Consider the following 24,032-nt stretch of genomic DNA (forward strand, 5'->3'; position numbering starts at 1 on the left):
ATCCGGAACCAACCCGCGGCCAACGGTCCATACCGCCGCCTGCGCATCCCTTCTCACAACACGGTATCAACGATTTCCAAGATCCCGCGATCCTCAGGTAAGGACCGCTGCCCGTTCCGCGCTGCGCCACCGGGGTCCGGTGCGGCGCGTCGGGGCGCTTTATCTAGAAGCTTCGACTTGCTCTGTCAAGCCTTTGTTTTCACGCCGGCCAAACGTTACTTCGTCTCACCTTCGGCACTTCTGCCGTTCCCTTGCCGCCGTCCCGCTTCTCAGCGGCCCCGGCGTCGTGGGAGGCGGGTTATAGGCGCCTCGGCCAAACCCGGCAAGCGCTTTTTTCAGCGGTGAGCGTTTTTTGACATGCGCTTCCGTGCCGTCGCGCGCCCTACGCCGTCCCCACCCGCTTGACCGCCTTGATGATCTCCTGAAAGCCTTCGACCGATCGGTACGGCCCCTGCGGGTCGTCCGCCAGGGCGAAGCTGGCCCGGAGCCGCTCCCAGTCCGGCGTGGGGCAGAACTCCTCGAACAATGGGGTGCAGCCCTGCCACCGCGCGAAGCCCGCCGCGAGGTTCGCCGGCAGGACGCGCCCGCCGTCCCGCTCCTGCTCCAGGAAGGCAAGTGCCGACCGGCAGCCGCCGACCAGATTCTCGGCGAAGACACCGATGCTGTCCGGGTGGAGGGCGGGCCTCCCCTCCGGGCCGATGTGGATGATGGGAAGAACCGGCGCCAGACGCGGGAACAGAGTGTTCGCCCAGATCGCACCGCCCCAATAAACCTGCGCGATCCGGGCGAAGAGGGCGACGTCGGTGACCGGCTCCAGCCCGCTCGCCGCCATGGGCAGGATCTCGACCTTCGGCTTCGTGACGGTCACGGTGTCGTTGGCCGCGTCGACGTACAGGGCACCGAACTGCATGGCGTTCTGGAAGTAGCTGCCGCGCAACGCCCCCCAGACCGGGGACAGGGCGCCGCCTTCCCGAATGAACGTCGCCAGCGCTTCCGTCACCGGCGTGTCCGGCGCGGCGATCCGCTGGCTCAACCGCGCGAACACCGCGTCCGTGATCTCCCGGCAGAAGCCCTTCGGATAGGCGTACCGGCGCTTCGGCATGGGCAACCGGCCCGCCGCCACGTCGCGGTCGACGGAATGGCGCAGTTCCAGCATCAGCGCTTCCAAATCGCCGAGGAGAGGCCCGATCCGGCGCTCCGTCAGGGCGCGCATCCGCTCATCCGGTTGCACCGGGCGCCGGTGGTCCCGCCAGAGGCGCAACTGCCGGTCCACCGGGGACTCGGTGTCCGGTGGCTGGGTGGACGGGGCGGCTTGGCTCATGGGTGCGCGGTCTCCGGAAGGGGGATGGCCCGCCTGCGGACCAAGCCGGCCCGCGACATCCCCGGTCTGGCCCCGGATGGTAACGCCGATGCCGGGCGGAAGGGAATCCCCCGTGAGAATCCCCCATGATCGGGCGACGGTCAGAACGTCATGGAGAAGGCCAGCTCGGCCGAACGCGGACGGCCCAGCACCCAGCTCGTCGTTCCGCCGCTCACCGCATAGACCTCGTCGAACAGGTTGAAGGCGCGCAAGCTGAGCTTGGTGTTGGCGGTCGGTCGGTAGTCCAGGCCGGCGTTGACCACCGTGTAGGCGGGCCGGACGGCGGTGTTGGCGGCGTCGGCGTAGGTCTTGCCGACATACTGCACGCCGGCCCGCGCTTCCCAGCCCGGCAGGAAGGCCCAGCTCGCCCAGGCGTTGGCGGTGCGCTCCGGCACGCCGGCCGGCACGTTGCCGACGTAGGACACCGCACGGCCCGACACCGTCTGGCTGAAGTCGTCGTACTTCGCGCGCAACAGCGCGCCGTTCACGTCCACCCGCACCCCCTCCCACAGGCCGAGCGACAGCGACGCCTCCAGTCCCCGCGACGACTGCTGGCCGACCTGGATGGTGACCCCCGGCTGATTGGGGTCGGTGGTGAGCAGCTTGTCCTTGACGATGTGATAGGCGGCGAGCGTCCATTCGCCGCGTCCCTCCAGGAAGGACTGCTTGACGCCGACCTCGACCTGACGGCCCGTGGACAGGTCGAAGTCCTTCTGGGCCGCGGACAGCGAGATCAGGTTCCCCACCGGATCGACCGCCGTGGCGTACTGCCCGTAAAGGGCAAGGCCCGGGAAGACCTCGTAGACCGTGCCGGCCCGCCAACTGGTGGCGTGGACATCCTTGTCGAAGCTGGTGCCGGAGACGGGGTCCGCGCGGTGGATCGACGGCGCGTCGTAACGCAACCCGCCGACCAATGCCAACCGGTCGGTCACCGACAGGCGATCCTCAAGGAACAGCGCGTACTGGTCGGTCTTCGACCTCACCCGCGGTCTCGTGCCGGCGAGGTTGACGAACAGGCCGGGCGACGGGTCGAAGGGATCGACGCTGCTGGTCCCGCCATAGGCCGAGTTGCTGCTGTTCTTGAAGGTGATCTGGTTGACGTCGAAGCCGCCGACCAGCTCGTTCCTCATGCCGAACAGGCGGCTGCGCCACGTCGCGTCGAAGCGGTCGCCGACCTGCCGCTGGTCATGGTAGATCTCGATGTAGCTGCTGCGGTCGACCCGCCGTGTGGCAGCGTTCCAGGCATAGCTCTCCACGTTCTTCCAATGCCGGTGGCTGGTCAGGTGATAGGCGGTGTTGCGCAGGGTGAGCGCGTCGGACACCGTCCATTCGGCTTTGAGCTGGGTCCAGTTGTCGCGATAGCGGATCGCGCTGTCACCCACGTTGAAATTGCGGTGCCGCAGCGCCCGGTCGAGGCCTCCGTTGATGAGCGGCGTCCCGAAATACTCCTGCGGCTGCTGGTCGCCGTAATCGTTGGAGAGGGTGACGGAGACGTCCGGCGTGGCCCGGAAGGTCACCGCTCCGGACAGCGCGAGGTTCTTCGTCCCGCCCCGGTCGACCCAGCCGTTGGACCGGTTGCCGCTCACGTCCAAACGGTAGGACAGCGTCTCGCTCAGCGGCCCGCCGCTGCCGAAGGCGGCGCGGCGCTGGGCATCGGTGCCGATGGCGACCATGGCCTCGTTGCGGACATCGGTGGTCGGGCGCTTGGGCACCAAGTTGACGACGCCACCGATCGCACCCTCGCCGTAAAGGACGGAGGCCGGGCCGCGCAGCACCTCGATGCGTTCCGCCGACCAGGTGTCGAAGGGGAAGGTGACGGTGCCCGACCCGACATAGAGCCGCGTGCCGTCGTAGAGCTGCATCACCGATCCGTGGCCGGCGAAGCCGCGCGTCGCCAGGGACGAACCGCCGTTGCCCGGCGCGGCCAGCGAACTGAAGCCGGTGGCGTTCTGAGTGACGGCCTCGGTCACGCTGGTCTGCCCACGGTCGCGGATTGTCTGGCCGGAGATCACCTCGACGCTGGCCGGCGTTTCCAGCGGGGCAAGACCCAAACGGCTGCCTCCGGTGCTCGGAACGTCGAGCGCAAGCCCGGCGGAGGCCGGACGCTCGCCGGTGACGGTGACGGGAGGCAGCGTCACCGGCGCTTCGGCGTCCTCCGCGAGGGCCGCGCCCGGACCGAAGGAGGCCGACAGCAGGAGCAATGGCGCCAGGGACCTTGAGCGGAGGCGTTCGAGGCGGACGGGAAACGCGGACATGGATACTCTCCAACAGGATCGCTTCAGGACGAGCGGCAGCGTTCCGCGAAACGGGCGCGTTCCGCGGTGGTCGGGTGAAAAGGGATTCAAGTGATCGGGCCGGACCGGCGCGGTGTCAGCGACCGGTGGCTGGCTGGACGGTCAGGCGGAGTCAGCCCATGGCCGGCTCCTCCGGCGGCGGGTTTGCGGTGCAGGACATCCTCCGTGGACGGGCGACCGGCCAGCAGATGGCCATGGACGATGCGGTCGATCCGCTCCGGCGTCAGATCGCCGTACCAGACCCCGTCGGGCTGGACGACCGCCAACGGCCCGCGGTTGCAGGGGTAGAGGCAGCTCGTCCGCGCGCACATCACCCGGTGCGGGCCGGCGTTCAGGGCGCGGTGCCCTTTCATCGCCTCGCGCAGACGCTGATACAGCGCGTCGGCGCCGCGGTGCAGGCAGCGTGCGCCGACGCAGACGAAGACCTGCCGGCCATGTTCGGGGATGGCCGACCAGCCGGGCTTGCCCAGGCTGGGGTTCGTCTCGCGCACGTCGGCCAGCGCTTCCGCCGGTCCGGAGGCGATGCGGTCGAGAGCGGCAGGCAGGTCCAGCGCGCTTTCCACCGGCGGCGCCAGACGGACCGTCATGCGGGAGCCCTGCGTGCCGGCCCAGTGGCTGAGCGCGCCCGGCAGCCACGCCGACAGGCTGGGATCGGCGGGCACCATGCTGGGAATCACCAGGGCCTCCGTTGCGCCCTCCCGCTCCAGTTCCGCCAGCACCGCCGGCAGGGCGGGGCCGGACAGATCGGCGTGGGCGGTCCGCACCGTCACCGTCGCGCCGCGGGCGGCGTGGAGGTCGGCGAGCGCCGTTGCGAGCGCCTTCAGATTCTGCCCATGGTCGAAGGACGCGCGCCCGTAGAGGACGATGGCGCGCGCGGGTACGGAATGGGATGACGTCACGGCGTGATCCTCCGTCAGGCCGCCGGGCGGCGGCGCATGAGCCACAGGAAGAAGGCGCCGCCGACCAGCGCGGTGACGACGCCGACGGGAATCTCGCGCGGGGCGAACAGGCTGCGGGCGGCGACGTCCACCCACAGGAGAAGCAGCGCGCCGCCCAGCGCCGCCACCGGCAGCAGCGCCCGCAGATGGCCGCCCACCAGCATCCGGGCGATGTGGGGCAGGACCAGCCCGACGAAGCCGATGCCGCCGCAGGCCGACACCAGCGCGCCGGTCATCAGTGCGGTGACCACGAACAGCTCCAGCCGCAGGCGGCCCGGATCGGTGCCGAGCGAGCGGGCCGCGTCGTCGCCCAGCGCCAGGGTGTTGATGGTCTCGGCGCGCAGCCACAGCCAGAGCAGCCCGGCGACGGTCAGCCCGGCGGGAATGGGCAGGACGCTCCAGCGCGCGGTGCCGAAGCCGCCCATCATCCAGAACAGCGCCGCGTCGGCGCCGCGGTCCGTTCCCGTGACGATCAAGGCGTTGGTGACGGCGCTCAGGATGAAGGCGACCGCGACGCCGGTCAGGACCAGCCGCTCGCCGGTCACCACCCCGTCGCGCCCGCGCGCCGCCGCGAAGACGGCCAGCATGGCGGCGAGCGCGCCCAGGAAGGCAGCCGCCGGCAGGCCGATGGTCCCCGCGATGGTCCCGGTGTAGAGGATCACCAGCACCGCCCCCACCGAGGCGCCCGCCGACACGCCGAACAGGTAGGGGTCGGCCAGCGGGTTGCGCGTCACCACCTGGAGCACGGCGCCCACCGCCGCCAGCCCGGCCCCGGCCAGCGCGCCCAGCAGCACGCGCGGCAGGCGCAGCTCCCAGACGATGTTGCGCTCCGCCCGGCTGGCGTCGGGAGGCGGGGCCAGCGACGGCCACAGCTCGTGCGCGATCACCGCCCAGACCTTGGGAATGGGAATGGCGGCGGCGCCGAAACCGACGGCGGCGACCGTGGACAAGGCCACAGCGGCGGCCAGCACCAGGGACAGGTGAAGCAGGCGTGACCGAATCATGGAGCGAAGCGCTCCGGGTGGAGAGTCCGCGCCATCCGTTCCAGCGCATCGACGTTGCGGGTGGAGGGCGTCTGCTCGGCGTAGGTCAGCACGATGAATTGGCGCTTGCGCACCGCCTCGACATCGGCCAGTTGCGGGGCGGCGGTCAGGTGGCGGATCGCGGCCTCGGCGGGGACGCGGTGGTCGCTGACGATGATCCATTGCGGATCGCGCCGGACCATCTCCTCCCAACCGACCCGGACGTAGCTGTTGGGAATGTCGTCGAAGATGTTGCGACCGCCAGCCAATTCCATCAGCAGGCTGGCCATCCCCTCGCGCCCCACCGACACCGGCGCGCCGTCGGTGTGGCAGTGGTCGCAATACATCACGCGGGGCCGAACCACGACCGTGCCGGTGCGGTCGGTCACCGCGGCGACGCGGCGGCGGAAATCGGCCACCATGGCCTCGGCGCGCTCCGCGATTCCGAAGATGCTCCCGAGCGCCAGCAGGTCGGCGTAGAGCGTGTCCATGCCGATCGGTTCGCGGGGGCCGATGCGGATGCAGCTTTCCCGCAGCGTGTAGGTGGCGACCCCCATCTCCGCCAGCCGGGCCGGGGTGAGGCCGCGCGCCTCGCTGAAGCCGTAGCTCCAGCCGGCGAACAGGAAGTCGGGATCGGCGGACAGCACCGCCTCCAGGCTCGGGGACCGGTCGGGCAGCCGGGGCAGAGCCGCCACCACGCCGGGCGGCGCGATCAGCCGGTGCTCGGCCCCCTCGATGCCGGAGACGGCGACCAGCCGGTCGGCCAGCCCGAGATCCAGCATGGTCTGCGTCATGTTGGCGTCGTGGACCATCGGACGCTTGGGGGGTGCCGCGAAGCGGGCCGTCTCGAAGCAGTTCGCGACCTCGACCGGATGGGCCTGGACGCCCGTCGTCAGGGCAAGCGACAGGAAAAAGCCGCGGACGAGAATCGAAATCATGGGGATCGGCATAGGGATCGGTGGTCCGTCAGGGGAGACAGGTCGATGCGCAGCCGGCCGTCGCCGGGGTGGCGGTCCACCGTGGCGGCGACGCGGTAAACGGCGGTCAGGCGCTCCGGCGTCAGCGCCTCCTCCGGTGCGGCGTCGGCCTGGAGGCGCCCGTCGGCCATCAGCAGGACGCGGTCGCACCAGTGCGCCGCCAGATCGACGTCGTGCAGCGTCGCGACCACCGTGATCCCGAGGCTCCTCACGAGGTCGAGCACGGCGAAGCGGTGGTGGATGTCCAGATGGTTGGTCGGTTCGTCGAGCAGCAGGATGCGCGGGCGCTGCGCCAGGGCGCGGGCGATCATCACCCGCTGGCGCTCCCCGCCCGACAGATGTTCGACCGGCCGGTCCGCCAGGGTGCCCAGCTCCAGCCGGGCCAGCGCGTCCCCGACGATGGCGCGGTCGTCCGCCCCGGTCCCGGCGAAGGCGGAGCGGCGGTGGGCCAGCCGTCCCATGGCGACCACGTCGCGCACGGTGAAGCCCAGCGCCGCGGCGGCGTCCTGCGCCTGGAGCGCCAGCCGGCGGGCCAGATCCGCCGGGCGCAGGGCCCGCGGATCGTCGCCTTCGATGCGGACGCGTCCCGCGGACGGGGCCTGCAACCCGGCAAGGCAGCGCAGCAGGGTGGTCTTGCCGCACCCGTTCGGCCCGAGGATGCCGAGGAAGCCGCCCTCCGGAACGGCAAAGCCGATGTCCGACAGGACGACGCGCCCACCCAGCCGGCAGTGCAACCCCTCGACCGCGATGGCCGGGCGGACCCCCGCGCCGACGGGCGGGGCCGAAAGGGGTGTCGGGAGAGGCGATCGCGCCATCCAATGCCTCCTGCCGTTGCGGGCGGGGCGAGCCGGCGGACGTCTTGCGGAGCACACGCCGCACTCGGAACGGACTCCGGCTGGGCGCATGGCAAGCGTTCCACAGGGACACCCCGCCCGAGGACGTTTCGTTGTGGTGCTGGCAGGTCTCCTGGCTTGCGGGTCGTCGCCGCTCCGTCCGGCCTTCCCAGCGCCGACGGGCGCCAGTGGCGGGAAATGACGGAACGGCTCACCGCTCACAGTTGCGGGGGCAGCCCCGGTCTCGCCGCAGGACGCGGCTCACCGGGTTCCCTCTTAGCTTCCGGCGCAAGCCGCCGGAAGAACCAGTACCGGCACCATTGATGGAGAACCCCGCCGCTCCGGTCAAGCTTTGTGAACGAATGACTTCAGAAAATGCGAGCGCCGCGATGCGCGCCGCCTCCACGCCAATGCCCGGTCACGGGTCCGGGGAGCCCCTGCGGTTCAGCGCTTCCCGGAAGACCGCCGACAGGTCCTCGATCCGGTAGGGCTTGGACAGCACCGGCAGCCCCTCCAGCCCGGCTTGGTTCTCGCTGTAGCCGGTGGTCAGCACCACCGCCAGATCGGGCAGCAGACGTTGCGCCGCCTGCGCCAGGGCAATCCCGTCCACGTCGCCCGGCATCACCACGTCGCTGAACAGCAGATCCGCCTCCTCCCCGGCCTGAAGGCGGCGCAAGGCATCGTCCCCGGTGACGGCGCGGGCGACGCGGTAGCCAAGATCCTCCAGCGCCGCCGTGATGACCGGCGCCACCACGGGATCGTCCTCGACCAGCAACACGCGGGCGCCGCCGCCGCCCGCGATGGACCGCTGGGCCTCCTCATTCTCCGCCGATGCCGCCTCGGCGCGCGGCAGCAGCAGAGTCACGACGGTGCCCGCGCCCAGCCTGCTCTCCACCGTGGCGGTGCCGCCCGATTGGCGGCAGAAGCCGTAAACCTGCGCCAGACCGAGCCCGGTGCCCTGCCCCACCGCCTTGGTCGTGAAGAAGGGCTCGAACACGCGCCCGATCGCCTCCGGCGCGATGCCGTGGCCGCTGTCCCGGACCCACACCCGCACGAAGGCCCCATGCAGGCCATGCTCCCCCGTGAGCACGGTGTTGCCGGCGCCGATCACCACCCGGCCAGCCGCCGGGATGGCATCGCGGGAATTGGTCGCGAGGTTCAGCACGGCCAGTTCGAATTGCACCCGGTCGGCCATGACCGGCCACAGACCGGCCTCCAGGTCGAATTCCAACTGGATGTCGGCGCGCAACGCCCGGTCCAGGAAGACGCGCATGCCGAGCAGCCGGTCGCGCACGTCGAAGGCTTCCGGTTGCAGGCTCTGGCGGCGCGAGAAGGCCATCAACTGGCGGATCATGCTGGCGCCGCGGTCGACCGCCTGCCGCCCGGCATCGAGAACCTTCTGCACCCCGGCGACGTGGCCGGCCCGCCGTTCGACGAGATGGAGGCAGCCGGACATCGCCTGAAGCAGATTGTTGAAGTCGTGCGCCATCCCGCCGGTCAACCGGCCCACCGCCTCCATCTTCTGCGACTGGTGAAGCTGCTCCTCGACCCGGCGCTGCTCGGTGACGTCGCGCCCGGTCGCGGAGAAGCCGCCCTCCAGCGCCGCCACCGACCAGTCGATCAGCCGCTCCGCGCCGTCGGCGGTGCGCATCCGCGCCTCGACGTTCGGGACGGTCTCCCCGATGCCCATCGTGGCGTGCAGACGCCGGAAGACGGCGCGGTCGTCCGGATGGACGAAGTCCGTGAAGGGGACTCTGTCCGTCATGCCTGCGGGGTGGCCAAAATCCCGGTTCCAGGCCGGGTTGGTCAGCGTGACGCACCCCTTCCGGTCGGTTATCACGATGAGATCGCGGGAGCTGTGCCAGAGCTGGTCGCGTTCGGCGATGGCGGCATCGATGCGCTGCTTCAGCGTGTCGTTCAGCCGCCGCAGCGCCTGGGCGGCCTCGGCCCTGGTCATGGCGGCCCAGGTGCGGTCCGTCACCCCGCGGACGAAGGCGATCTCCTCCTCCCCCCAGACGCGCGGAGCGTCATGGTGGAGGAAGAAGACGCCGGTGAGACCGCCCTCCTCCATCAGCGGAACGTTCAGCAGCGAGCGGACGCCAAGCTTCAGAAACGTGTCGCAATCGGCCGCCGTGCGCGGGTCGGCGGCGATGTCGGCGATGGCGACGACCTCCCCGCGTTTCAGATCCTCGATGTAGGACCCGTAGTCCGCGAAGCGGTGGCGGCCCGCCGTACTCACGACGTCCGGACCGCGGCACCAGTCGCGCTCCACCACGATGCAGGAACGGGCCGGATCGGTGGTGCCGTAGCCGGTGCGCAGCAGGTCCATCGTCCGGCCGGCGATCGCGGCGGCGGCGGCGGCGATGCCGGCGGGCTCGTCCAGCAGGCGCAGCCGGTCGCCGAGTTGCAGAAGGGCGGCCTGATACCGCTCGTTGGTCTTGCGCCGGTGGATGTTCACCAGGACGCCGGGGAAGCGCAAGGGGCGGCCGGCCTCGTCCTGGGTGATGTGGCCGTTCGCCTCGATCCAGCGATAGCCGCCGTCGAGCTGGCGCACCCGGTACTCGGCTCTGTAGGCGCCGCCGTCGCGCATCGCCCGGGCGATCAGCGCCTCGACGCGGGGCTTGTCGTCGGGATGGATCGACTGCACGACCTCGGCGATCCCCACGCCGCGCTCCATCACCGCCGGATCGAGGGAGAAGGTCCGGGCGAAGCGGGCGTCGCTGGTGAAGCGGTCCTCCGCCAGATCCCAGATCCAGGTGCCGAGCACCGCCTCGGAATCGAGGGCGAGCCGGATGCGCTCGTCCGCCCGCCGCCTCGCCGCCTCCGCCCGCTTGCGTTCGGTGATGTCCATGACCTGGACGTAGATGCCGTCGACGTCGCCGCTGGCGTTGCGCCGCGGCAGGTAGTGGATGTGGCAATCCCGCCGCTCGCCATCCCGGTTCGGCAGGAAGCCCTCATATTCGACCGCCTCGCCGGCCAGGGCCCGCTCCAACTGGGCCAGGCGGGCCCGATAGGCATCCTCGCCGACCAGATCGCGAACGTGCATGCCGACCAGCCGCTCGCGCGGCACACCGAACCACGCCTCGTAATGGCGGTTGGCGAAGCGGTAGCGGTGGTCGGGTCCGACGATGGCGACCAGAAGGGGCAGGGCGTCGGTGAGTTCGCGCAGTTCCGTGGCCGCCGTGCGGGCCGCGTCCTCGGCCACCCGCTGCCCGGTGCGGTTGCGGAAGACCTTCACATAGCCGATGTGGACGCCCCAGGTGTCGAGCAGCGGCGTCATCTCGCCCTGCGCGAAGAAGCGGCCCTCCTTGCGCCTGTGCCAGCGCTCGTCGGTGGCGTGGCCACGCGTGCGGGCGAGGGTCATTTCGCGTTCGGGCTGACCGGCGGCCTGATCCTCGGCGGTGAAGAACAGCGTGCCGGCGTCCTGTCCCAGCGCCTCCTGTTCGCTCCAGCCCAGATTGGCGGCGGCACCGGAGTTCCAGCCGGTGATGCGGCCGTGCAGATCGGTGGTGACGATGGCGTGTTCGCTGACGCTCTGCAGGATGGCGAGCGCCTGATCCGCCTCGGATGACGCGGGGATTTCGGGCGACAGTCCCAGTTGCGCGCGTTGCCGCGCGGCTTCGGCCTGAAGGCGTTCGATGTCCGCCTCGATGGCCCTCAAGGCGTCCATGTCCGTCGCCCGATCCGTCACGCGCTTGTCCCTTTCGTTCGTTCCATGCACGCTCCCGCTCCGCAACGTTCGGAACCGGTCGTGGCGGGTCCAAGCCGGCCTTCGGGAAGCCGGACACGGCTTTCACCATGTAATCTCGCCGCCCGCCCGATCACACCGGCCTTTTAGTCCGCCGGTGATCCGGATTAGCACGGTTGCTCAAGCATTTGCATCGTCGCTTCCGGGCGGGGCACCGAAGCCGGAACCGGTGGCTGAAATGAGGCCGGGGCGGTGGAACCGGAGGGCCGCACAGGGGTTGCGTTCTTGCCCGCCCTTCTTACGCCCAGGCTTCGATACGCTCATGATCGGAATCCGGTTGCCATGACACAGTTGTTCCGGCCAGGCGCGAACAGAGCCTTGGGGGCGGTCTTCGCCGCCGCGGCGCTCGCGTTCGTGCTCACCATCGTGGCCGGTCTCATCATCGTGCGATCCGGCCCCTTCTGGAACGTCGGGTCGTCCATCCCTCAACCGGTCCCCTTCAGCCATGCCGTCCATGCCGGAGAACTCGGGATGGACTGCCGCTATTGCCACAGCGGTGTGGAGACGGCGGCGACCGCCGGGATTCCCGCTGTCGAGACCTGCATGGGTTGCCATTCCCAGGTCTGGACCGCGGCGTCGGCCCTGGCGCCGCTGCAGGCCAGTGCGGCGACGGGGGAGCCGCTGGCCTGGAACCGCGTCCACCGGCTTCCCGACCATGTCCGCTTCCATCACGGGATTCACGTCGCGAGCGGTGTCGGATGCGCGACCTGCCATGGCGACGTCGCGCGCATGGCCGAAGTCCGCAAGGTCGAGAGCATGTCGATGTCCTGGTGCCTGGACTGCCACCGCGACCCGCATGGCCGCCTGCCCTCCGTGACTGTGCCGCCCGACCGGCTGGCGCAGCTCGAAGACTGTTCCATCTGCCATTACTGACGGGGCACCGCATGGCCAGCGAACGCGACCACCGCCCCATTCCGCCATCTCTCGCCTCGGCCCTGGCCGAAGGCGACGGGCCGCGCTTCTGGCGCAGCCTGGAGCAGCTTGCCGCCTCGCCCGACGCCATGCGCGCCCTGGAGCGGGAATTCCCCCATCTGGGAGAGGCCGCGCGCACCGACCGCCGCACCCTGCTGAAGCTGCTGGGCGCCTCGCTGGCGCTCGCCGGGTTGACCGCCTGCGAGGAGGCGCCGAACCGGCCCATCGCCGCGCGGGCGCGGAACGTGCCGGGCCACGCGCCGGGGCAGCCCCTGCACGTCGCGACCACGCTGATGCAGGACGGCTACGGCCTCGGCGTCGTGGTGGAAAGCCACGGCGGCCGCCCGGTGAAGATCGAGGGAAACCCGCTCCACCCCGCCAGCCTCGGCGCCGCCGATGCCTTCGCCCAGGCCGAGATCCTGACGCTCCACGACCCCGACCGCTCCTCGGCGATCCGGCAGGGCGGCGCGGTGCGCTCGCGGAGCGATCTGGCCCGGATGCTGGACGCGCTCGCCGTGGAGATGGAGGGGCGTGGGGGCGCGGGCCTGCGCCTTCTGACCGGCCCGACCAGTTCGCCCACATTCATCGCCCTGGCCGCCGCCCTGGCGGAGCGTTTCCCTGAGGCGCGCTGGCACCGGCACGCGCCGGCGCTGTCGGACAGCCCGTACCAGGGCGCCCGGCTCGCTTTCGGGCAGGCGCTGGAGACACGGTTCGACCTGTCGCGGGCGGAGGTGATCCTCGCCCTCGACGCCGATGTGCTGGCGCAGGGGCCGGGCTGGATGGCCCACGCCGCCGCCTTCGCCGCGCGGCGCGACCCTGATGGTCTCATGAGCCGACTCTATGTCGCGGAGCCCTGCCCGACCCCCACGGGAACCCGCGCCGATCACCGGCTGGCGCTGGCACCCGACGCGATCCTGCGTCTGGCCGCCGATCTCGGCGCCACGCTGGGCGTTTCGGCGCCGGGCGGGGGCGAGCCGCACCCGATGGTTCCGGTCCTGGCGGAGGACCTGCGGCGCGCCGGGGCGGCGGCGCTGGTGGTGGCGGGGCCGCGCCTGCCGCCGGAAATCCACGCGCTGGTGCACGCCATCAACGGGCGGCTCGGCGCCATCGGCACCACCGTGGTCCACACCGCGCCGGTCCTTCCCGTGGCGGAGGCGGACGGCCTCGCCGCATTGGCCGAGGACATGGCGGCGGGAACGGCGACCCATCTGCTGATCCTGGACGCCAACCCGGTCTACGACGCGCCCGCCGGCCTGGGCTTCGCCGAGCGGCTGGCCCGCCTGCCCTTCTCGCTGCATCTCGGCCTGTACGAGGACGAGACCGCCGCCGGTTGCCGCTGGCATGTGCCGATGGCCCATGCCCTGGAATCCTGGGGCGACGCGCGGGCCTGGGACGGGACGGTCAGCCTGATGCAGCCGGTGCGCGCGCCGGGCGCCGGGCGCATAAGCGCGCTGGAACTGATCGCTCCCCTGGCCGGACAACAGATGGCCGGACGGGCGGCGGACGGACGGGCGCTCGTCCGCGACCACTGGCGCGGCGAGCGGGGCGAGGCCGACTTCGAGGCGTTCTGGACACGGGCGCTGCACGACGGGGTGATCGCCGGCACCGCCCACGAGCCGCAGCCCGTCGAGCCCGCCACTCCACCCCCCATCGACCTGGGCGGAGCGGGCGGCGGGCTGCGGGTGGCCTTCGCGCCGGACCCGGCGGTGTGGGACGGGCGCTACGCCGGGAACGCCTGGCTTCAGGAGCTTCCCCGCCCCTTGAGCAAGCTGGTGTGGGGCAACGCCGTTCTGCTCGCCCCCGCGACGGCGGCGACGCTGGGCATTGCGGACGGCGACGTGGTTGAGGTGGAGCTGGACGGGCGGACGGTCTCCGGGCCGGTGTTCGTCATGCCCGGCCACGCGCCGGACTCCGCGACCCTGCCGCTCGGCTACGGGCGCTGGCGGGCGGGCTTCGTCGGCAGCGGCGTGGGCTTCAGCGCCTATGCCTTGCGCGGCAACGAGGCGGCGTGGTTCGGCGCGGGCGCGGCGCTGCGCCGGACCGGCAGGCGCGATCCGCTCGTCACCACGCAGGATCATCACACGATGGCCGGACACACGATGGCCGGACGCGACGTGGTGCGCGCCGCCACGCTGGTGGAGTTCCGGCAGAATCCCGGCTTCGCCCGGCCTGACGCCGCTCCCCTGCCCTCCTTCTACCCGGAGGTCCGGTACGAGGGGCACGCCTGGGGCATGGCCATCGACCTGAACGCCTGCCTGGGCTGCAACGCCTGCGTGGTGGCCTGTCAGGCCGAGAACAACGTCCCCGTCGTCGGGCGGGAGGAGGTGGCGATCGGGCGCGAGATGCATTGGCTGCGCATCGACCGCTATTTCGAAGGGCCGCCGGACGACCCCGCCCTGCATCTCCAGCCGATGCTGTGCATGCATTGCGAGAAGGCGCCCTGCGAGGTGGTGTGCCCGGTGAACGCGACGGTCCACGACAGCGAGGGCCTGAACGTCATGGTCTACAACCGCTGCATCGGCACGCGCTACTGCTCCAACAACTGCCCCTACAAGGTGCGGCGCTTCAACTGGTTCGACTATGCCGGGAGGCGGGAAGGGGCGCCGGTCGAGGTCTACAACCCCGACGTCACGGTCCGCGAGCGCGGCGTCATGGAGAAATGCACCTTCTGCGTCCAGCGCATCAGCGCCGCCCGCATCGAGGCCAAGCGGGAGGGCCGCCCCCTGCGCGACGGGGAGGTGCGGACCGCCTGCCAGCAGGCCTGCCCGACCCGTGCCATCACCTTCGGCGACCTGAACGACCCCAACGGCGCGGTCGCCGCCCGCAAGCGGTCCCCCCGGAACTACGGGGTGCTGGCCGACCTCAACACCCAGCCGCGCACCACCTATCTGGCGCGCGTGGACAATCCCAACCCGGACGTCCAGAAGCGGCCCCAGAACAGGCGACAGCAGGACGGAGGCGGTTCATGAACGCCGATCCCTCCGCCCTCGCCGAACGCCACCCGCCGCACCGCCATGCCGGGCTGATGGTGCTGGACCAGCCCTTCACCTGGCGCTGGATGGCGGCCTTCGGGGCGTCGGCCCTGGTCGTGCTGCTGTTCGGGGCGGTGTTCGTCCATCTGATGGTGCGCGGCACCGGCGTCTGGGGGACCAACGTTCCCTATGTCTGGGCCTTCGACATCACGCTCTACGTCTATTGGATCGGCGTGGCGAACGCCGCCAGCCTGCTGTCGGCCATGCTGGTGCTGCGCGGCGTCCACTGGCGCAGCGCGACCAACCGGGCGGCGGAGGCGGTGGCCCTGTTCGCGGTGATCTGCGCCGGACTGTTTCCCATCATCCATCTCGGTCGGCCCTGGCTGTTCTACTGGGTTTTCCCCTACCCCGCGACCTTCGGCGTCTGGCCGCAGTTCCGCAGCCCTCTGGTCTGGGACTTCTTCGCGATCAACGCGCATCTGATCGTGACCGCCCTGTTCTGGTACGTCGGGATGATCCCGGACCTCGCCCATCTGCGCGACCACGAGCGCGCCGGGCGGCGCGCCCGGCTGGTCTTCGGCGTGCTGGCTCTGGGTTGGCGCGGGTCGGCGCGGCAATGGCGTCTGCACCGGTCGGCCTATCATCTGCTGGCCGGGCTGGTGGTGCCGCTGGTGATCTTCATGCAGAGCACCGCCGCGTTCGAGTTCGCCGTCACCCTGGTTCCGGAGTGGCACCAGACGCGCCTGCCGCCCTATTTCGTGGTGAGCGGCCTGATGTCCGGCCTCGCGCTCGTCCTGGCCGTCCTTCTGCTGATGGAGCGCTTCCTGGTCCTGCACCCGGTTCTGGCGCGCAGGCCACGCGAGGTCATCGGCTGGCTGCTCGTCGCCAACGGGATCGTCATGCTGTGGGCCTACGGCTTCGACGCCTACAGCTCCTGGTACGGCGGACCGGAGCAGCGCGACGCCTTCGTCGCCCGCGTCACCGGCGACTTCGCGGCGCTCTATTGGGGAGCGCTGCTGTGCACCGCCGGGGCGTCGCAACTCCTTTGGGTGCGGGCGATCCGGCACAACGCGACCGCCCTCATCGTGATCGCTCTGGCGATCAACGCCGGGCTGTGGCTCGACCGCTTCATGGTGGTCGTCGGCGGGCTCTACCACACCCACCTGCCCTCGGCCTGGAGGAGCTACGCGCCGACGCTGCCGGAAATCGGGCTCCTGGTCGGGTCGCTCGGCCTGTTCGCCATGCTGATCCTTCTGTTCGTCCGCTTCGTACCGGTGATCTTCCTGTTCGAGACGCAGGCCGAACACCACCGGGGAGGTGAGTCATGACGCCCCCCGCCGGGTTTTATGGGCTGTTGGCGCAGTTCCCCTCGGCGGAGCGGCTGGCGGAAGCCGTCCAGGCGGCCCATCGGGCCGGCTACCGCCGCTTCGACGCCTACAGCCCCTTTCCCATGCCGGAGCTGTTCCCGGTCGCGGCGCGGGGCTGGAGCCATTACGTCCTGCGCGGAATTGCCTTCCTGGGAGTGGTGGGTGCCGCCGGAGCGGCCTACCTGCTGCAATACTGGACCTCGGTGGTCGATTACCCGCTCAACGTCGGGGGACGGCCGCTGCACAGTTGGCCGCTGTTCCTGCCCTCGGCGATCCTGCTCGCCATCCTGGGCGGGTCGGTCGCGGCGGCGGGCGCGTTCCTGATGCTGAGTGGCTTGCCACAGCTCTACCACCCCGTCTTCAACAGCCCCCATTTCGCCCGCACGACCGAGGATTCCTTCTATCTCTGCATCGAGACGGCGGACTTCCGCTTCGATCCGGAGAACACCCGCGCCTTCCTCGCTTCCCTCGGCCCCGAACGGCTGGAGGAGGTGCCATGGTGAGGCGCGCCGCCCTTCCGGCGCTCGTCCTGCTGCTCGCCGCCTGCGGCGACAACATGGCCGATCAGCACGCCTACGCCGACCCGCAGGCCCCGGCGGTCGCGGCGCTCGACCCGCTGCCGCCGGGAACGGTGCCCATGGGCGCTCTCGACCGCGCGGCGGCGCTGGCGAACCCGCCGGACGTCATGGACCTGGAGCGCGGGCGCGAGCGGTACGGCATCCATTGCGCGCCCTGCCATGGGCTGACGGGGCATGGCGACGGCCCGGTGGCCCGCCGCGGCTTTCCGCCCCCCGCCTCCTTCCACGACACCGGGCAGCGCAGCCTGCCGCTGCGCGACATCGTGACCGCCGTCACCGAGGGAGCCGGCCCGATGCCCTCCTTCGCCGACCGGATCGCCGGAGAGGACCGCTGGCGGATCGCCGCCTATGTCAAGGCGCTCCAGTATTCGCAAGCGGTTCCGGCGGAGGCCCTGCCCGCCGCCGACCGGGAAAGGCTGCCCCCGCCATGAGCGCCCCCATGAGCGCCCAATCCCCGGCCATCGATTCTCCGGCCATCGGGGCGGCCTACGCCCGCACCCGGCGCTTCGCTCTCGCGGCGGCGGCGGGCGGGCTGGCCCTGGCGGCGTTCGGCTGGTGGCTGGACCCGCCCCTCTTCTTCCAGGCGTGGCTTCTGGCCTTCCTGCTGTGGACCGGGCTGGCGGTCGGCTGCCTGACGCTTCTGTTGGCCGGGCATCTGCTGAGCCATCCCCGGCTGGAGCCGGTCCTCGACGAGCTGGAGGCCGGCGCCCTCACCCTGCCGCTTCTGGCCCTGCTCGGCCTGCCGTTGCTCGCCGGGTTGCCGGACCTCTACCGCTGGGCCGAGACGGGGACCGGGCCGATGGGGCCGGTGCGCGGCCACTGGCTGGACCAGGGCGGCTTCGTGCTGCGCAGCGCCGTCTATCTCGGGGTCTGGTGCGCGCTCGCCTGGGCGATGACCCGGCCCGGGCACCACCACCGGCGCACCGCCGCCGTGGGGTTGCTTTTGATGCTGCCGACGGTGACGCTGGCGGGTCTGGATTGGGTGATGTCGCTCGACCCCGACTGGCTGTCGAGCCTGTTCGGGCTGGCCTATGGGGTGACGCAGACGGTGGCGGCGCTCGCCGTCGCCCTGCTCGCCGCCGAGCTTCGCCCGGACCGGGCGCTTCCCCAGCGCGCCGGCGGGATGGCCGGGGCGCTGCTGGCCCTCGTCGGGACGACGGCCTACCTCTGGTTCGTCCATTTCCTTGTGGTCTGGGCCGCCAACCTGCCGGAGGAAGCGGGCTGGTACCTCGACCGCGGCGGGGCGTGGCTGTGGCTGATGCCCGGCATCGTGGTGCCGGCGACGGCGCTGGCCGTTCTGATCCTGCTGCCGCGCTGGCTGCGCAGCCACCGGCTGGCCCTGCTGACCGCGGGCGGCCTGCTGCTGGCCCAGCATCTCGCGCACATGGTCTGGCTGGTGCGCCCGGCGGCGCAGCGGCCGGAGCTTCACTGGCTCGACGCGGTCGTCGCGGCGGCGCTCGGCGCGCTCTGCCTCGCCCTGTTCGCGCACCGCCTCTCCGGCACACCGACGCGGAGGACGTCATGAACGGTTCCGGCACGCCCTTTGCGCATCCCGCGTTCGAGCTGCCGCCGCTATCCGGCGAGGGCGATGACGGTAGCGCGCGCGGCTACCGCCCGATCGCCGCCTATGGCCTGATCGGCGACTGCCACGGCTCGGCGCTGGTCGCGTGGGACGGCTCCATCGACTGGTGCTGCCTGGACCGGCTGGACGCCGATCCCGTGTTCGCCCGCCTGCTCGACCGCGAGCGGGGCGGCTTCTTCGAGATCCGACCCTGCGCGGGCGCCACCGTCCGCAGGCGCTACGTCGGCGACACCTGTCTGCTGGAAACGCTGTTCACCACGCCGGACGGCGTGCTGCGCCTGACCGATTTCATGCCCGTCGCGCTCTGCCCCGGCGCGCCGGAAGGGGAGTTCACCCAACTCCACAACCCCGCCAGGCTGGTGCGCATCGCCGAGGTGACGGAGGGCCGCGTGCGCGTCCGCGCCACCTACCGTCCCATGGGCTCCGGCTTCCGCACCGCCCCCGTGCCGATGCGCGCCGGGGACGGCGGCGTCGCGGCGGAGGGTCTGCCGCCCCTCTTCACCGACATGCGGCTGGAGTGCCGGGACGGCGCGGCGGTCGGCGCGGTGGAGATGGCGGCGGGCGAGACGCGCAGCTTCGTCCTCGGTCCCGCAGCGGCCCTGCCCCCGGACGGAGTCGCCGAGGCGGCGGACCGCCTCCGGGAGGAGACCGCCGAATTCTGGACCGTCTGGAGCGCCCACACCAGCTACGACGGTCCGCACCGGGAGCATGTGCTGCGCAGCGGAATCGTGCTGAAGGCGCTGGCCTTCGCCCCGACGGGGGCCATCGTGGCGGCGCCCACCACCTCCCTTCCGGAAGGCATCGGCACGCCGCGCACCTGGGATTACCGGTTCTGCTGGCTGCGCGACGCCAGCCTGACGCTGTTCTCGCTGGCCAAGCTGAACCACGCGAGCGAGGCCCGGCGCTTCTTCGAGTTCCTGATGAGCGTGTGCGGGAAGACGGGAGCGCGCATCCTGCCGCTCTACGGAATCGACGGCGCCGTCGATCCGGGAGAGCGCTGCCACGACCACCTCGACGGCTACAGGGGCAGCCGCCCGGTGCGCAGCGGCAACGGCGCGGTGGACCAGCACCAGATGGACGTCTACGGGCAGGCCATCGACCTCGCCCACCTGTTCGAGCGGCTGGGCGGACGGCTGTGCGAGCAGACCCGGAAGCAGGTCGAGCAATTCGCCGCCTGCATCGTCGAACATTGGCGGAAGCCGGATTCCGGCATCTGGGAGCCGCGCAGGCCGGACCGCCGCCACGTCCATTCCGCGATCCTGAGCTGGGTCGGCATGGACCGGGCCATCCGCATGTTCGGCGACCGGCCCGAGTGGGTCCGCACCCGCGACGACATCCTGCGGGACATCCGGGAGAACGGAGTCCACCCGACCGGCGGTTACCTGACACAGGTCTTCGGCGGCGAGGACGCCGACTCCGCCACCCTGGTGGCCGCCGGCTACGGCCTGCCCATCGGCGACGACGTGCTGGACCGGACGGTGCGCAAGGTGCGCGCGGATCTCGGCAACGGGGCGCTGATCCACCGCTACCGGAACGACGACGGTCTGGAGGGGGAGGAGGGAGCCTTCCTTCTGTGCAGCTTCTGGCTGGTGGACGCCCTGCTGGCACTGGATCGGGGGGAGGAGGCGCGGGCGCTCCTGGACGATCTCCTGGGCCGCGCCAACGACCTCGGCCTCTACCCCGAGCAGATGGAGGCGGACGGCACCTTTCTCGGCAACTTCCCGCAGGCCTTCACGCATCTGGGCGTGATCCACAGCGTCATGACGCTGCACCTCTACGACCAGGAGGGCGTTTCCGCCGTGCGCGGCGGCCACGCCGACCGGGCCTTCCGGATCGTCGGCCGCAACGACCGCTTCCGTTCGGTCTGGACCCGCGAACCCGGGGGAGAACCCGGAGGGGAGAGCGGCGATGCCTAGGCGCACGATCCTCGCGCTGCTGGCGGCGGCCGTCCCGGCGCTGGGCGGGTGTTCGACCATCCAGTCGGCGCTCGACCCGGCGGGAGTCAACGCCCGGCAGGTGGCGGACCTCTGGTGGCTGATGCTCTGGGTGCTGGGCGGCGCCTTCGTGATCGTGATGGCCGCGCTGGCGGCGGCGCTGTTCGCGCCCCGTCCCTGGCGCGGGCGCCTGCGCGGGACGACGATGATCGCCGCCGGGGGCGTGGCGTTGCCCGTCGCGGTCGTGCCGGTCTTCCTGATCGCCAGCTTCACCATCGACTGGCCGCTGGTGCCGGAGCGCCCGGACCGGCTGACCATCCACGTCGTCGGCCACCAGTTCTGGTGGGAGGTGCGCTACACCGGCCCCGGCATCGACCGGCCCATCGTCAGCGCCAACGAGATCCGCATGCCGGTGGGTCAGCCCGTGCAGTTCCGGCTGACGACCGAGGATGTGATCCACAGCTTCTGGCTGCCCAACCTCGCCGGAAAGATCGACATGATCCCCGGACAGGTGAACCACATGGAGATCACAGCCGAGCGCACCGGCGTCTTCCGCGGCCAATGCTACGAGTTCTGCGGGGCGCAGCACGCCCACATGGCCTTCATGGCCGTGGTGATGGAGCCCGGCGACTTCGCGTCCTGGCTGGCGCGCGAGGCGCAGCCGGCCCCGGCGCCCGCCGGCCCGGAGGAGGAACGGGCGCTCCAGGCCTTCCTGCGCGGCGGCTGCGCGTCCTGCCACGCCATCCGGGGAACCCCCGCCGACGGCGAGGGCGGTCCCGACCTGACCCATGTCGGCGGGCGCCTGACGCTGGCCGCCGGTATGCTGCCGAACGGCGAAGGCTCCATGGGCGGCTGGATCGCCGGTGCGCAGACCATCAAGCCGGGCAACCGGATGCCCAACTTCAACGGGTACGACGGCGAGACGCTGCGCGCCCTGTCCCGCTATCTGTACGAGCTCAAATGACCGATTTCGCCAGCAATCCCGCCACCGGCAGCGGCGCGGCCATCGCGCGGGACAACCAAGCCCGCGAGCGCGACGACCTGGACGCCGCGTGGCGCTCCCCCACGGGATGGCGCGCGATCTCGGTGGTGAACCAGACCAACGTCGGGCGCCGCTTCGTCATCACCGGCTTCGTCTATTTCCTGATCGCCGGGATTCTGGGGCTGGTGATGCGCGTCCAGCTCGCCGTGCCGGAGAACGATCTGCTGACGCCGGAGGCGTACAACCAGATCTTCACCATGCACGGCACGCTGATGATGTTCCTGTTCGCCGTGCCGATCCTGGAAGGGGTGGCGGTCTATCTGCTGCCGCCGATGCTGGGCACGCGCGACCTGCCCTTTCCGCGCCTCAGCGCCTTCGGCTACTGGTGCTATCTTCTGGGCGGGCTGCTGCTTCTGACCAGCCTGCCGCTGGGGCTGGCGCCCGACGGCGGCTGGTTCATCTACCCGCCGCTCAGCTCCACCCTGTTCTCGCCGGGGATGAACATCGACTTCTGGCTGCTGGGCATCACCTTCATGGAGATCTCGGCGATCACCGCCTCCATCGAGCTGATCGTCGCCATCCTGAAGACCCGCGCGCCGGGCATGTCCATCGACCGGATGCCGCTGTTCGCCTGGTACATCCTCATCACCGCCTTCATGATCGTCTTCGGCTTTCCGCCGCTGATCATGGGCAGCATCCTTCTGGAGCTGGAGCGCGCCTTCGGCCTGCCCTTCTTCGACGCCGCCAAGGGCGGGCATCCGCTGCTGTGGCAGCACCTGTTCTGGCTGTTCGGCCATCCGGAGGTCTACATCATCTTCCTGCCGGCGGCGGGCATCATGTCGATGGTCGTCCCGACCTTCGCCCGGCACCCCATCGTCGGCTACCGCTGGCTGGTTCTGGCGGCCATCGGCATGGGATTCCTCAGCTTCGGGCTGTGGGCCCACCACATGTTCGCGACGGGCATCCCGCAGATGTCGGTGGCCTTCTTCTCCGCCGCCAGCACGCTGGTGGCGATCCCCAGCGGCATCCAGGTCTTCGCCTGGATCGCCACGCTGTGGCACGGGCGCCCCCGCTTCGACACGCCCCTGCTGTTCGCCATCGGCACCATCGTCACCTTCGTGATGGGCGGCTTCACGGGCGTGATGGTCGCCATCGTGCCCTTCGACCTTCAGGTCCACGACACCTACTTCGTCGTCGCCCACTTCCATTACGTGCTGATCGGCGGGGCGGTCTTTCCGCTGTTCGCGGGAATCCACTACTGGATGCCGCTGGCGCTGGGGCGGATGCCGTCGGAGCGGCTTGGCCGGTGGAGCTTCTGGACCATGTTCGCCGGGTTCCACCTGACCTTCTTCCCGCAGCACTGGCTGGGGCTGATCGGCATGTCGCGGCGGGTCTACACCTACCTGCCGGGCCTGAACCTGGAGTGGGGAAACCTGATCGCCACCGGCGGGGCCTTCCTGTTCGCGCTGGGCGTCCTGCTGACCATGGTCAACGTGCTGTGGACCGCGCGGCGCGGCGCGCCGTCCGGCGACAATCCCTGGAACGCCGGGACGCTGGAATGGCTGAACGTGCCAACCCCCTCCTACAACGTCCGCAGCATCCCCCTGATCTCCAGCCGCGACCCGCTGTGGGACCAGCCGGACCTGCCGAAGGCGGTCGAGCGGGGGGCGGGCTTCCTTCCCGACAGCTTCGGCGGGCGGCGCCTGATGCTGGGGACCAGCGCCGCCGACGCCCGGCCCGAACAGGTGCTCGAACTGCCCGGCCCGACCTACCTGCCGCTGGTCACGGCGCTGTGCGTGGGCGTCTTCTTCGTCAGCGTCCTGGTGAAGGTCTACGCCATGGCCGCGCTGGGCGCGGTGCTGAGCGTCGCGGCCTTCCTCTATTGGATGTGGCCGGCCAACCCCGGCGGACGGCGGGGCAGCATCGTCGCCTCCCCCGGCATCGAACTGCCGACCGCCCACGGCCACCACGCCGCACCCGGCGCCGCCGCGCTGAACGTCACGCTAGCGGCGGACGCGGCGCTGTACGCGTCGTTGGCCTTCAGCCTGTTCTTCCTGTGGAGCTACACCCCCGACGGAGCGGGCGCGCCCCTTCCCCCGCCGTCCGTCTGGCCGGCGGCGCTCGACCTGGGCCTGCTGCTGGCGGGAAGCGTCCTGCTGGCCTGGGCGGAGCGGCGGATGCGCGCCGGTTCCGTGCTGCCGGCCATGCTCGCCCTGCCGCTGGCCATGGGGATGGCCGCGGCGGCGCTGGGGCACGGCCTTCTGTCCTCGGCCCATCTCGGCTTTCCCGCGCAGGAGCACGCTCTGGCGGCGGTGCTGTGGACGCTCTACGGTTATCAGGCGATGCACGCCGCTGCGGCGATCCTGATCGCGGGGCTGGCCGCCGCCGCCGCGTGGATGGGGCATCTCACCCGCGACCGCCATCTGATGCTGCGCGTCGCCGCCCGCTTCTGGCACTACACGGCGGCGCTGTGGGTGGCCGGATTCGTGCTCGTCCACATCCTGCCCGTGATGGGTTGAGCGAGGAGGAACCG

The 24,032-nt window shown here is 71.1% G+C and carries 16 protein-coding genes and 1 riboswitch; of the genes, 9 read left to right on the forward strand and 7 right to left on the reverse strand.

The genetic code is table 11. From position 1 onward, the window contains the following. Positions 1-382: 382 nt before the first annotated feature. The 7 genes from DS843_RS21545 to DS843_RS21575 all read right to left on the reverse strand — a co-directional run bounded on the left by DS843_RS21545 (position 383) and on the right by DS843_RS21575 (position 11,094). Complete coding sequence (locus DS843_RS21545) at positions 383-1,321, reverse strand: hypothetical protein (protein ID WP_149470895.1); 939 nt, start codon at positions 1,319-1,321, stop codon at positions 383-385. A 140-nt stretch (positions 1,322-1,461) separates the two neighbouring features. Continuing rightward, positions 1,462-3,615 (reverse strand): TonB-dependent receptor, encoded by a 2,154-nt coding sequence (locus tag DS843_RS21550; RefSeq protein ID WP_149470896.1) that lies wholly within the window; start codon positions 3,613-3,615, stop codon positions 1,462-1,464. 86 nt (positions 3,616-3,701) lie between these two features. After that, the gene (locus DS843_RS21555) at positions 3,702-4,553 is read right to left on the reverse strand and encodes a (2Fe-2S) ferredoxin domain-containing protein (protein ID WP_149470897.1); all 852 of its coding nucleotides are present in this window, start codon (positions 4,551-4,553) and stop codon (positions 3,702-3,704) included. Between the two features lie 14 nt (positions 4,554-4,567). Beyond that, a complete protein-coding gene (locus DS843_RS21560; protein ID WP_149470898.1) occupies positions 4,568-5,596 on the reverse strand; it encodes a FecCD family ABC transporter permease in 1,029 nt (342 codons plus the stop codon). Further along, positions 5,593-6,552: an ABC transporter substrate-binding protein gene (locus tag DS843_RS21565; protein WP_286192242.1), complete on the reverse strand. Its 960-nt coding sequence runs from the start codon at positions 6,550-6,552 to the stop codon at positions 5,593-5,595. The genes DS843_RS21560 and DS843_RS21565 overlap by 4 nt, the downstream gene beginning before the upstream one ends. Continuing rightward, positions 6,549-7,406, reverse strand: coding sequence for an ABC transporter ATP-binding protein (locus DS843_RS21570; protein ID WP_149470900.1), 858 nt, complete (start codon positions 7,404-7,406; stop codon positions 6,549-6,551). Before DS843_RS21570 ends, DS843_RS21565 begins: the two co-directional genes overlap by 4 nt. A gap of 124 nt (positions 7,407-7,530) precedes the next feature. Continuing rightward, positions 7,531-7,749: riboswitch (cobalamin riboswitch) on the reverse strand. Positions 7,750-7,842: 93 nt separating this feature from the next. Then, positions 7,843-11,094, reverse strand: coding sequence for a PAS domain S-box protein (locus DS843_RS21575; RefSeq protein ID WP_286192243.1), 3,252 nt, complete (start codon positions 11,092-11,094; stop codon positions 7,843-7,845). A 360-nt stretch (positions 11,095-11,454) separates the two neighbouring features. Here DS843_RS21575 and DS843_RS21580 point away from each other — a divergent pair, with 360 nt between their 5' ends. The 9 genes from DS843_RS21580 to ctaD are packed head-to-tail and all read left to right on the forward strand — an operon-like array spanning position 11,455 to position 24,018. After that, positions 11,455-12,045: a cytochrome c3 family protein gene (locus DS843_RS21580; RefSeq protein WP_149470902.1), complete on the forward strand. Its 591-nt coding sequence runs from the start codon at positions 11,455-11,457 to the stop codon at positions 12,043-12,045. Positions 12,046-12,056: 11 nt separating this feature from the next. Beyond that, entirely contained in the window at positions 12,057-15,053 is a 2,997-nt protein-coding gene (locus DS843_RS21585; RefSeq protein WP_149470903.1) for a TAT-variant-translocated molybdopterin oxidoreductase, read from the forward strand. Beyond that, on the forward strand, positions 15,050-16,384 hold the full coding sequence (gene nrfD / locus DS843_RS21590) for an NrfD/PsrC family molybdoenzyme membrane anchor subunit (RefSeq protein WP_149470904.1): 1,335 nt from the start codon (positions 15,050-15,052) through the stop codon (positions 16,382-16,384). Before DS843_RS21585 ends, nrfD begins: the two co-directional genes overlap by 4 nt. Then, positions 16,381-16,926 carry a DUF3341 domain-containing protein gene (locus DS843_RS21595; RefSeq protein ID WP_149470905.1) on the forward strand — a complete coding sequence of 182 codons (546 nt, stop codon included), beginning with the start codon at positions 16,381-16,383 and terminating at the stop codon, positions 16,924-16,926. Before nrfD ends, DS843_RS21595 begins: the two co-directional genes overlap by 4 nt. Further along, on the forward strand, positions 16,920-17,432 hold the full coding sequence (locus tag DS843_RS21600) for a c-type cytochrome (protein WP_208852290.1): 513 nt from the start codon (positions 16,920-16,922) through the stop codon (positions 17,430-17,432). The genes DS843_RS21595 and DS843_RS21600 overlap by 7 nt, the downstream gene beginning before the upstream one ends. An 8-nt stretch (positions 17,433-17,440) precedes the next feature. Next, positions 17,441-18,526 carry a hypothetical protein gene (locus DS843_RS21605; RefSeq protein ID WP_149470906.1) on the forward strand — a complete coding sequence of 362 codons (1,086 nt, stop codon included), beginning with the start codon at positions 17,441-17,443 and terminating at the stop codon, positions 18,524-18,526. Further along, entirely contained in the window at positions 18,523-20,499 is a 1,977-nt protein-coding gene (locus DS843_RS21610) for a glycoside hydrolase family 15 protein (protein WP_149470907.1), read from the forward strand. Before DS843_RS21605 ends, DS843_RS21610 begins: the two co-directional genes overlap by 4 nt. Further along, complete coding sequence (gene coxB, locus DS843_RS21615) at positions 20,492-21,481, forward strand: cytochrome c oxidase subunit II (protein WP_149470908.1); 990 nt, start codon at positions 20,492-20,494, stop codon at positions 21,479-21,481. The genes DS843_RS21610 and coxB overlap by 8 nt, the downstream gene beginning before the upstream one ends. Beyond that, positions 21,478-24,018 carry a cytochrome c oxidase subunit I gene (gene ctaD / locus DS843_RS21620; RefSeq protein ID WP_149470909.1) on the forward strand — a complete coding sequence of 847 codons (2,541 nt, stop codon included), beginning with the start codon at positions 21,478-21,480 and terminating at the stop codon, positions 24,016-24,018. The genes coxB and ctaD overlap by 4 nt, the downstream gene beginning before the upstream one ends. Positions 24,019-24,032: the final 14 nt, after the last annotated feature.

The sequence above is a fragment of the Roseomonas genomospecies 6 genome, assembly GCF_008365375.1.
GTDB lineage: Bacteria > Pseudomonadota > Alphaproteobacteria > Azospirillales > Azospirillaceae > Azospirillum.

Bases quoted from the DNA above. Each gene is read 5' to 3' on its own strand.
- DS843_RS21560 (WP_149470898.1), bottom strand. From the start codon at position 5,596: ATGATTCGGTCACGCCTGCTTCACCTGTCCCTGGTGCTGGCCGCCGCT.
- DS843_RS21610 (WP_149470907.1), top strand. From the start codon at position 18,523: ATGAACGGTTCCGGCACGCCCTTTGCGCATCCCGCGTTCGAGCTGCCG.
- DS843_RS21585 (WP_149470903.1), top strand. From the start codon at position 12,057: ATGGCCAGCGAACGCGACCACCGCCCCATTCCGCCATCTCTCGCCTCG.
- DS843_RS21605 (WP_149470906.1), top strand. From the start codon at position 17,441: ATGAGCGCCCAATCCCCGGCCATCGATTCTCCGGCCATCGGGGCGGCC.
- coxB (WP_149470908.1), top strand. From the start codon at position 20,492: ATGCCTAGGCGCACGATCCTCGCGCTGCTGGCGGCGGCCGTCCCGGCG.
- DS843_RS21565 (WP_286192242.1), bottom strand. From the start codon at position 6,552: ATGATTTCGATTCTCGTCCGCGGCTTTTTCCTGTCGCTTGCCCTGACG.
- DS843_RS21600 (WP_208852290.1), top strand. From the start codon at position 16,920: ATGGTGAGGCGCGCCGCCCTTCCGGCGCTCGTCCTGCTGCTCGCCGCC.
- DS843_RS21575 (WP_286192243.1), bottom strand. From the start codon at position 11,094: ATGGACGCCTTGAGGGCCATCGAGGCGGACATCGAACGCCTTCAGGCC.
- DS843_RS21570 (WP_149470900.1), bottom strand. From the start codon at position 7,406: ATGGCGCGATCGCCTCTCCCGACACCCCTTTCGGCCCCGCCCGTCGGC.
- DS843_RS21545 (WP_149470895.1), bottom strand. From the start codon at position 1,321: ATGAGCCAAGCCGCCCCGTCCACCCAGCCACCGGACACCGAGTCCCCG.
- ctaD (WP_149470909.1), top strand. From the start codon at position 21,478: ATGACCGATTTCGCCAGCAATCCCGCCACCGGCAGCGGCGCGGCCATC.
- DS843_RS21550 (WP_149470896.1), bottom strand. From the start codon at position 3,615: ATGTCCGCGTTTCCCGTCCGCCTCGAACGCCTCCGCTCAAGGTCCCTG.
- nrfD (WP_149470904.1), top strand. From the start codon at position 15,050: ATGAACGCCGATCCCTCCGCCCTCGCCGAACGCCACCCGCCGCACCGC.
- DS843_RS21580 (WP_149470902.1), top strand. From the start codon at position 11,455: ATGACACAGTTGTTCCGGCCAGGCGCGAACAGAGCCTTGGGGGCGGTC.
- DS843_RS21595 (WP_149470905.1), top strand. From the start codon at position 16,381: ATGACGCCCCCCGCCGGGTTTTATGGGCTGTTGGCGCAGTTCCCCTCG.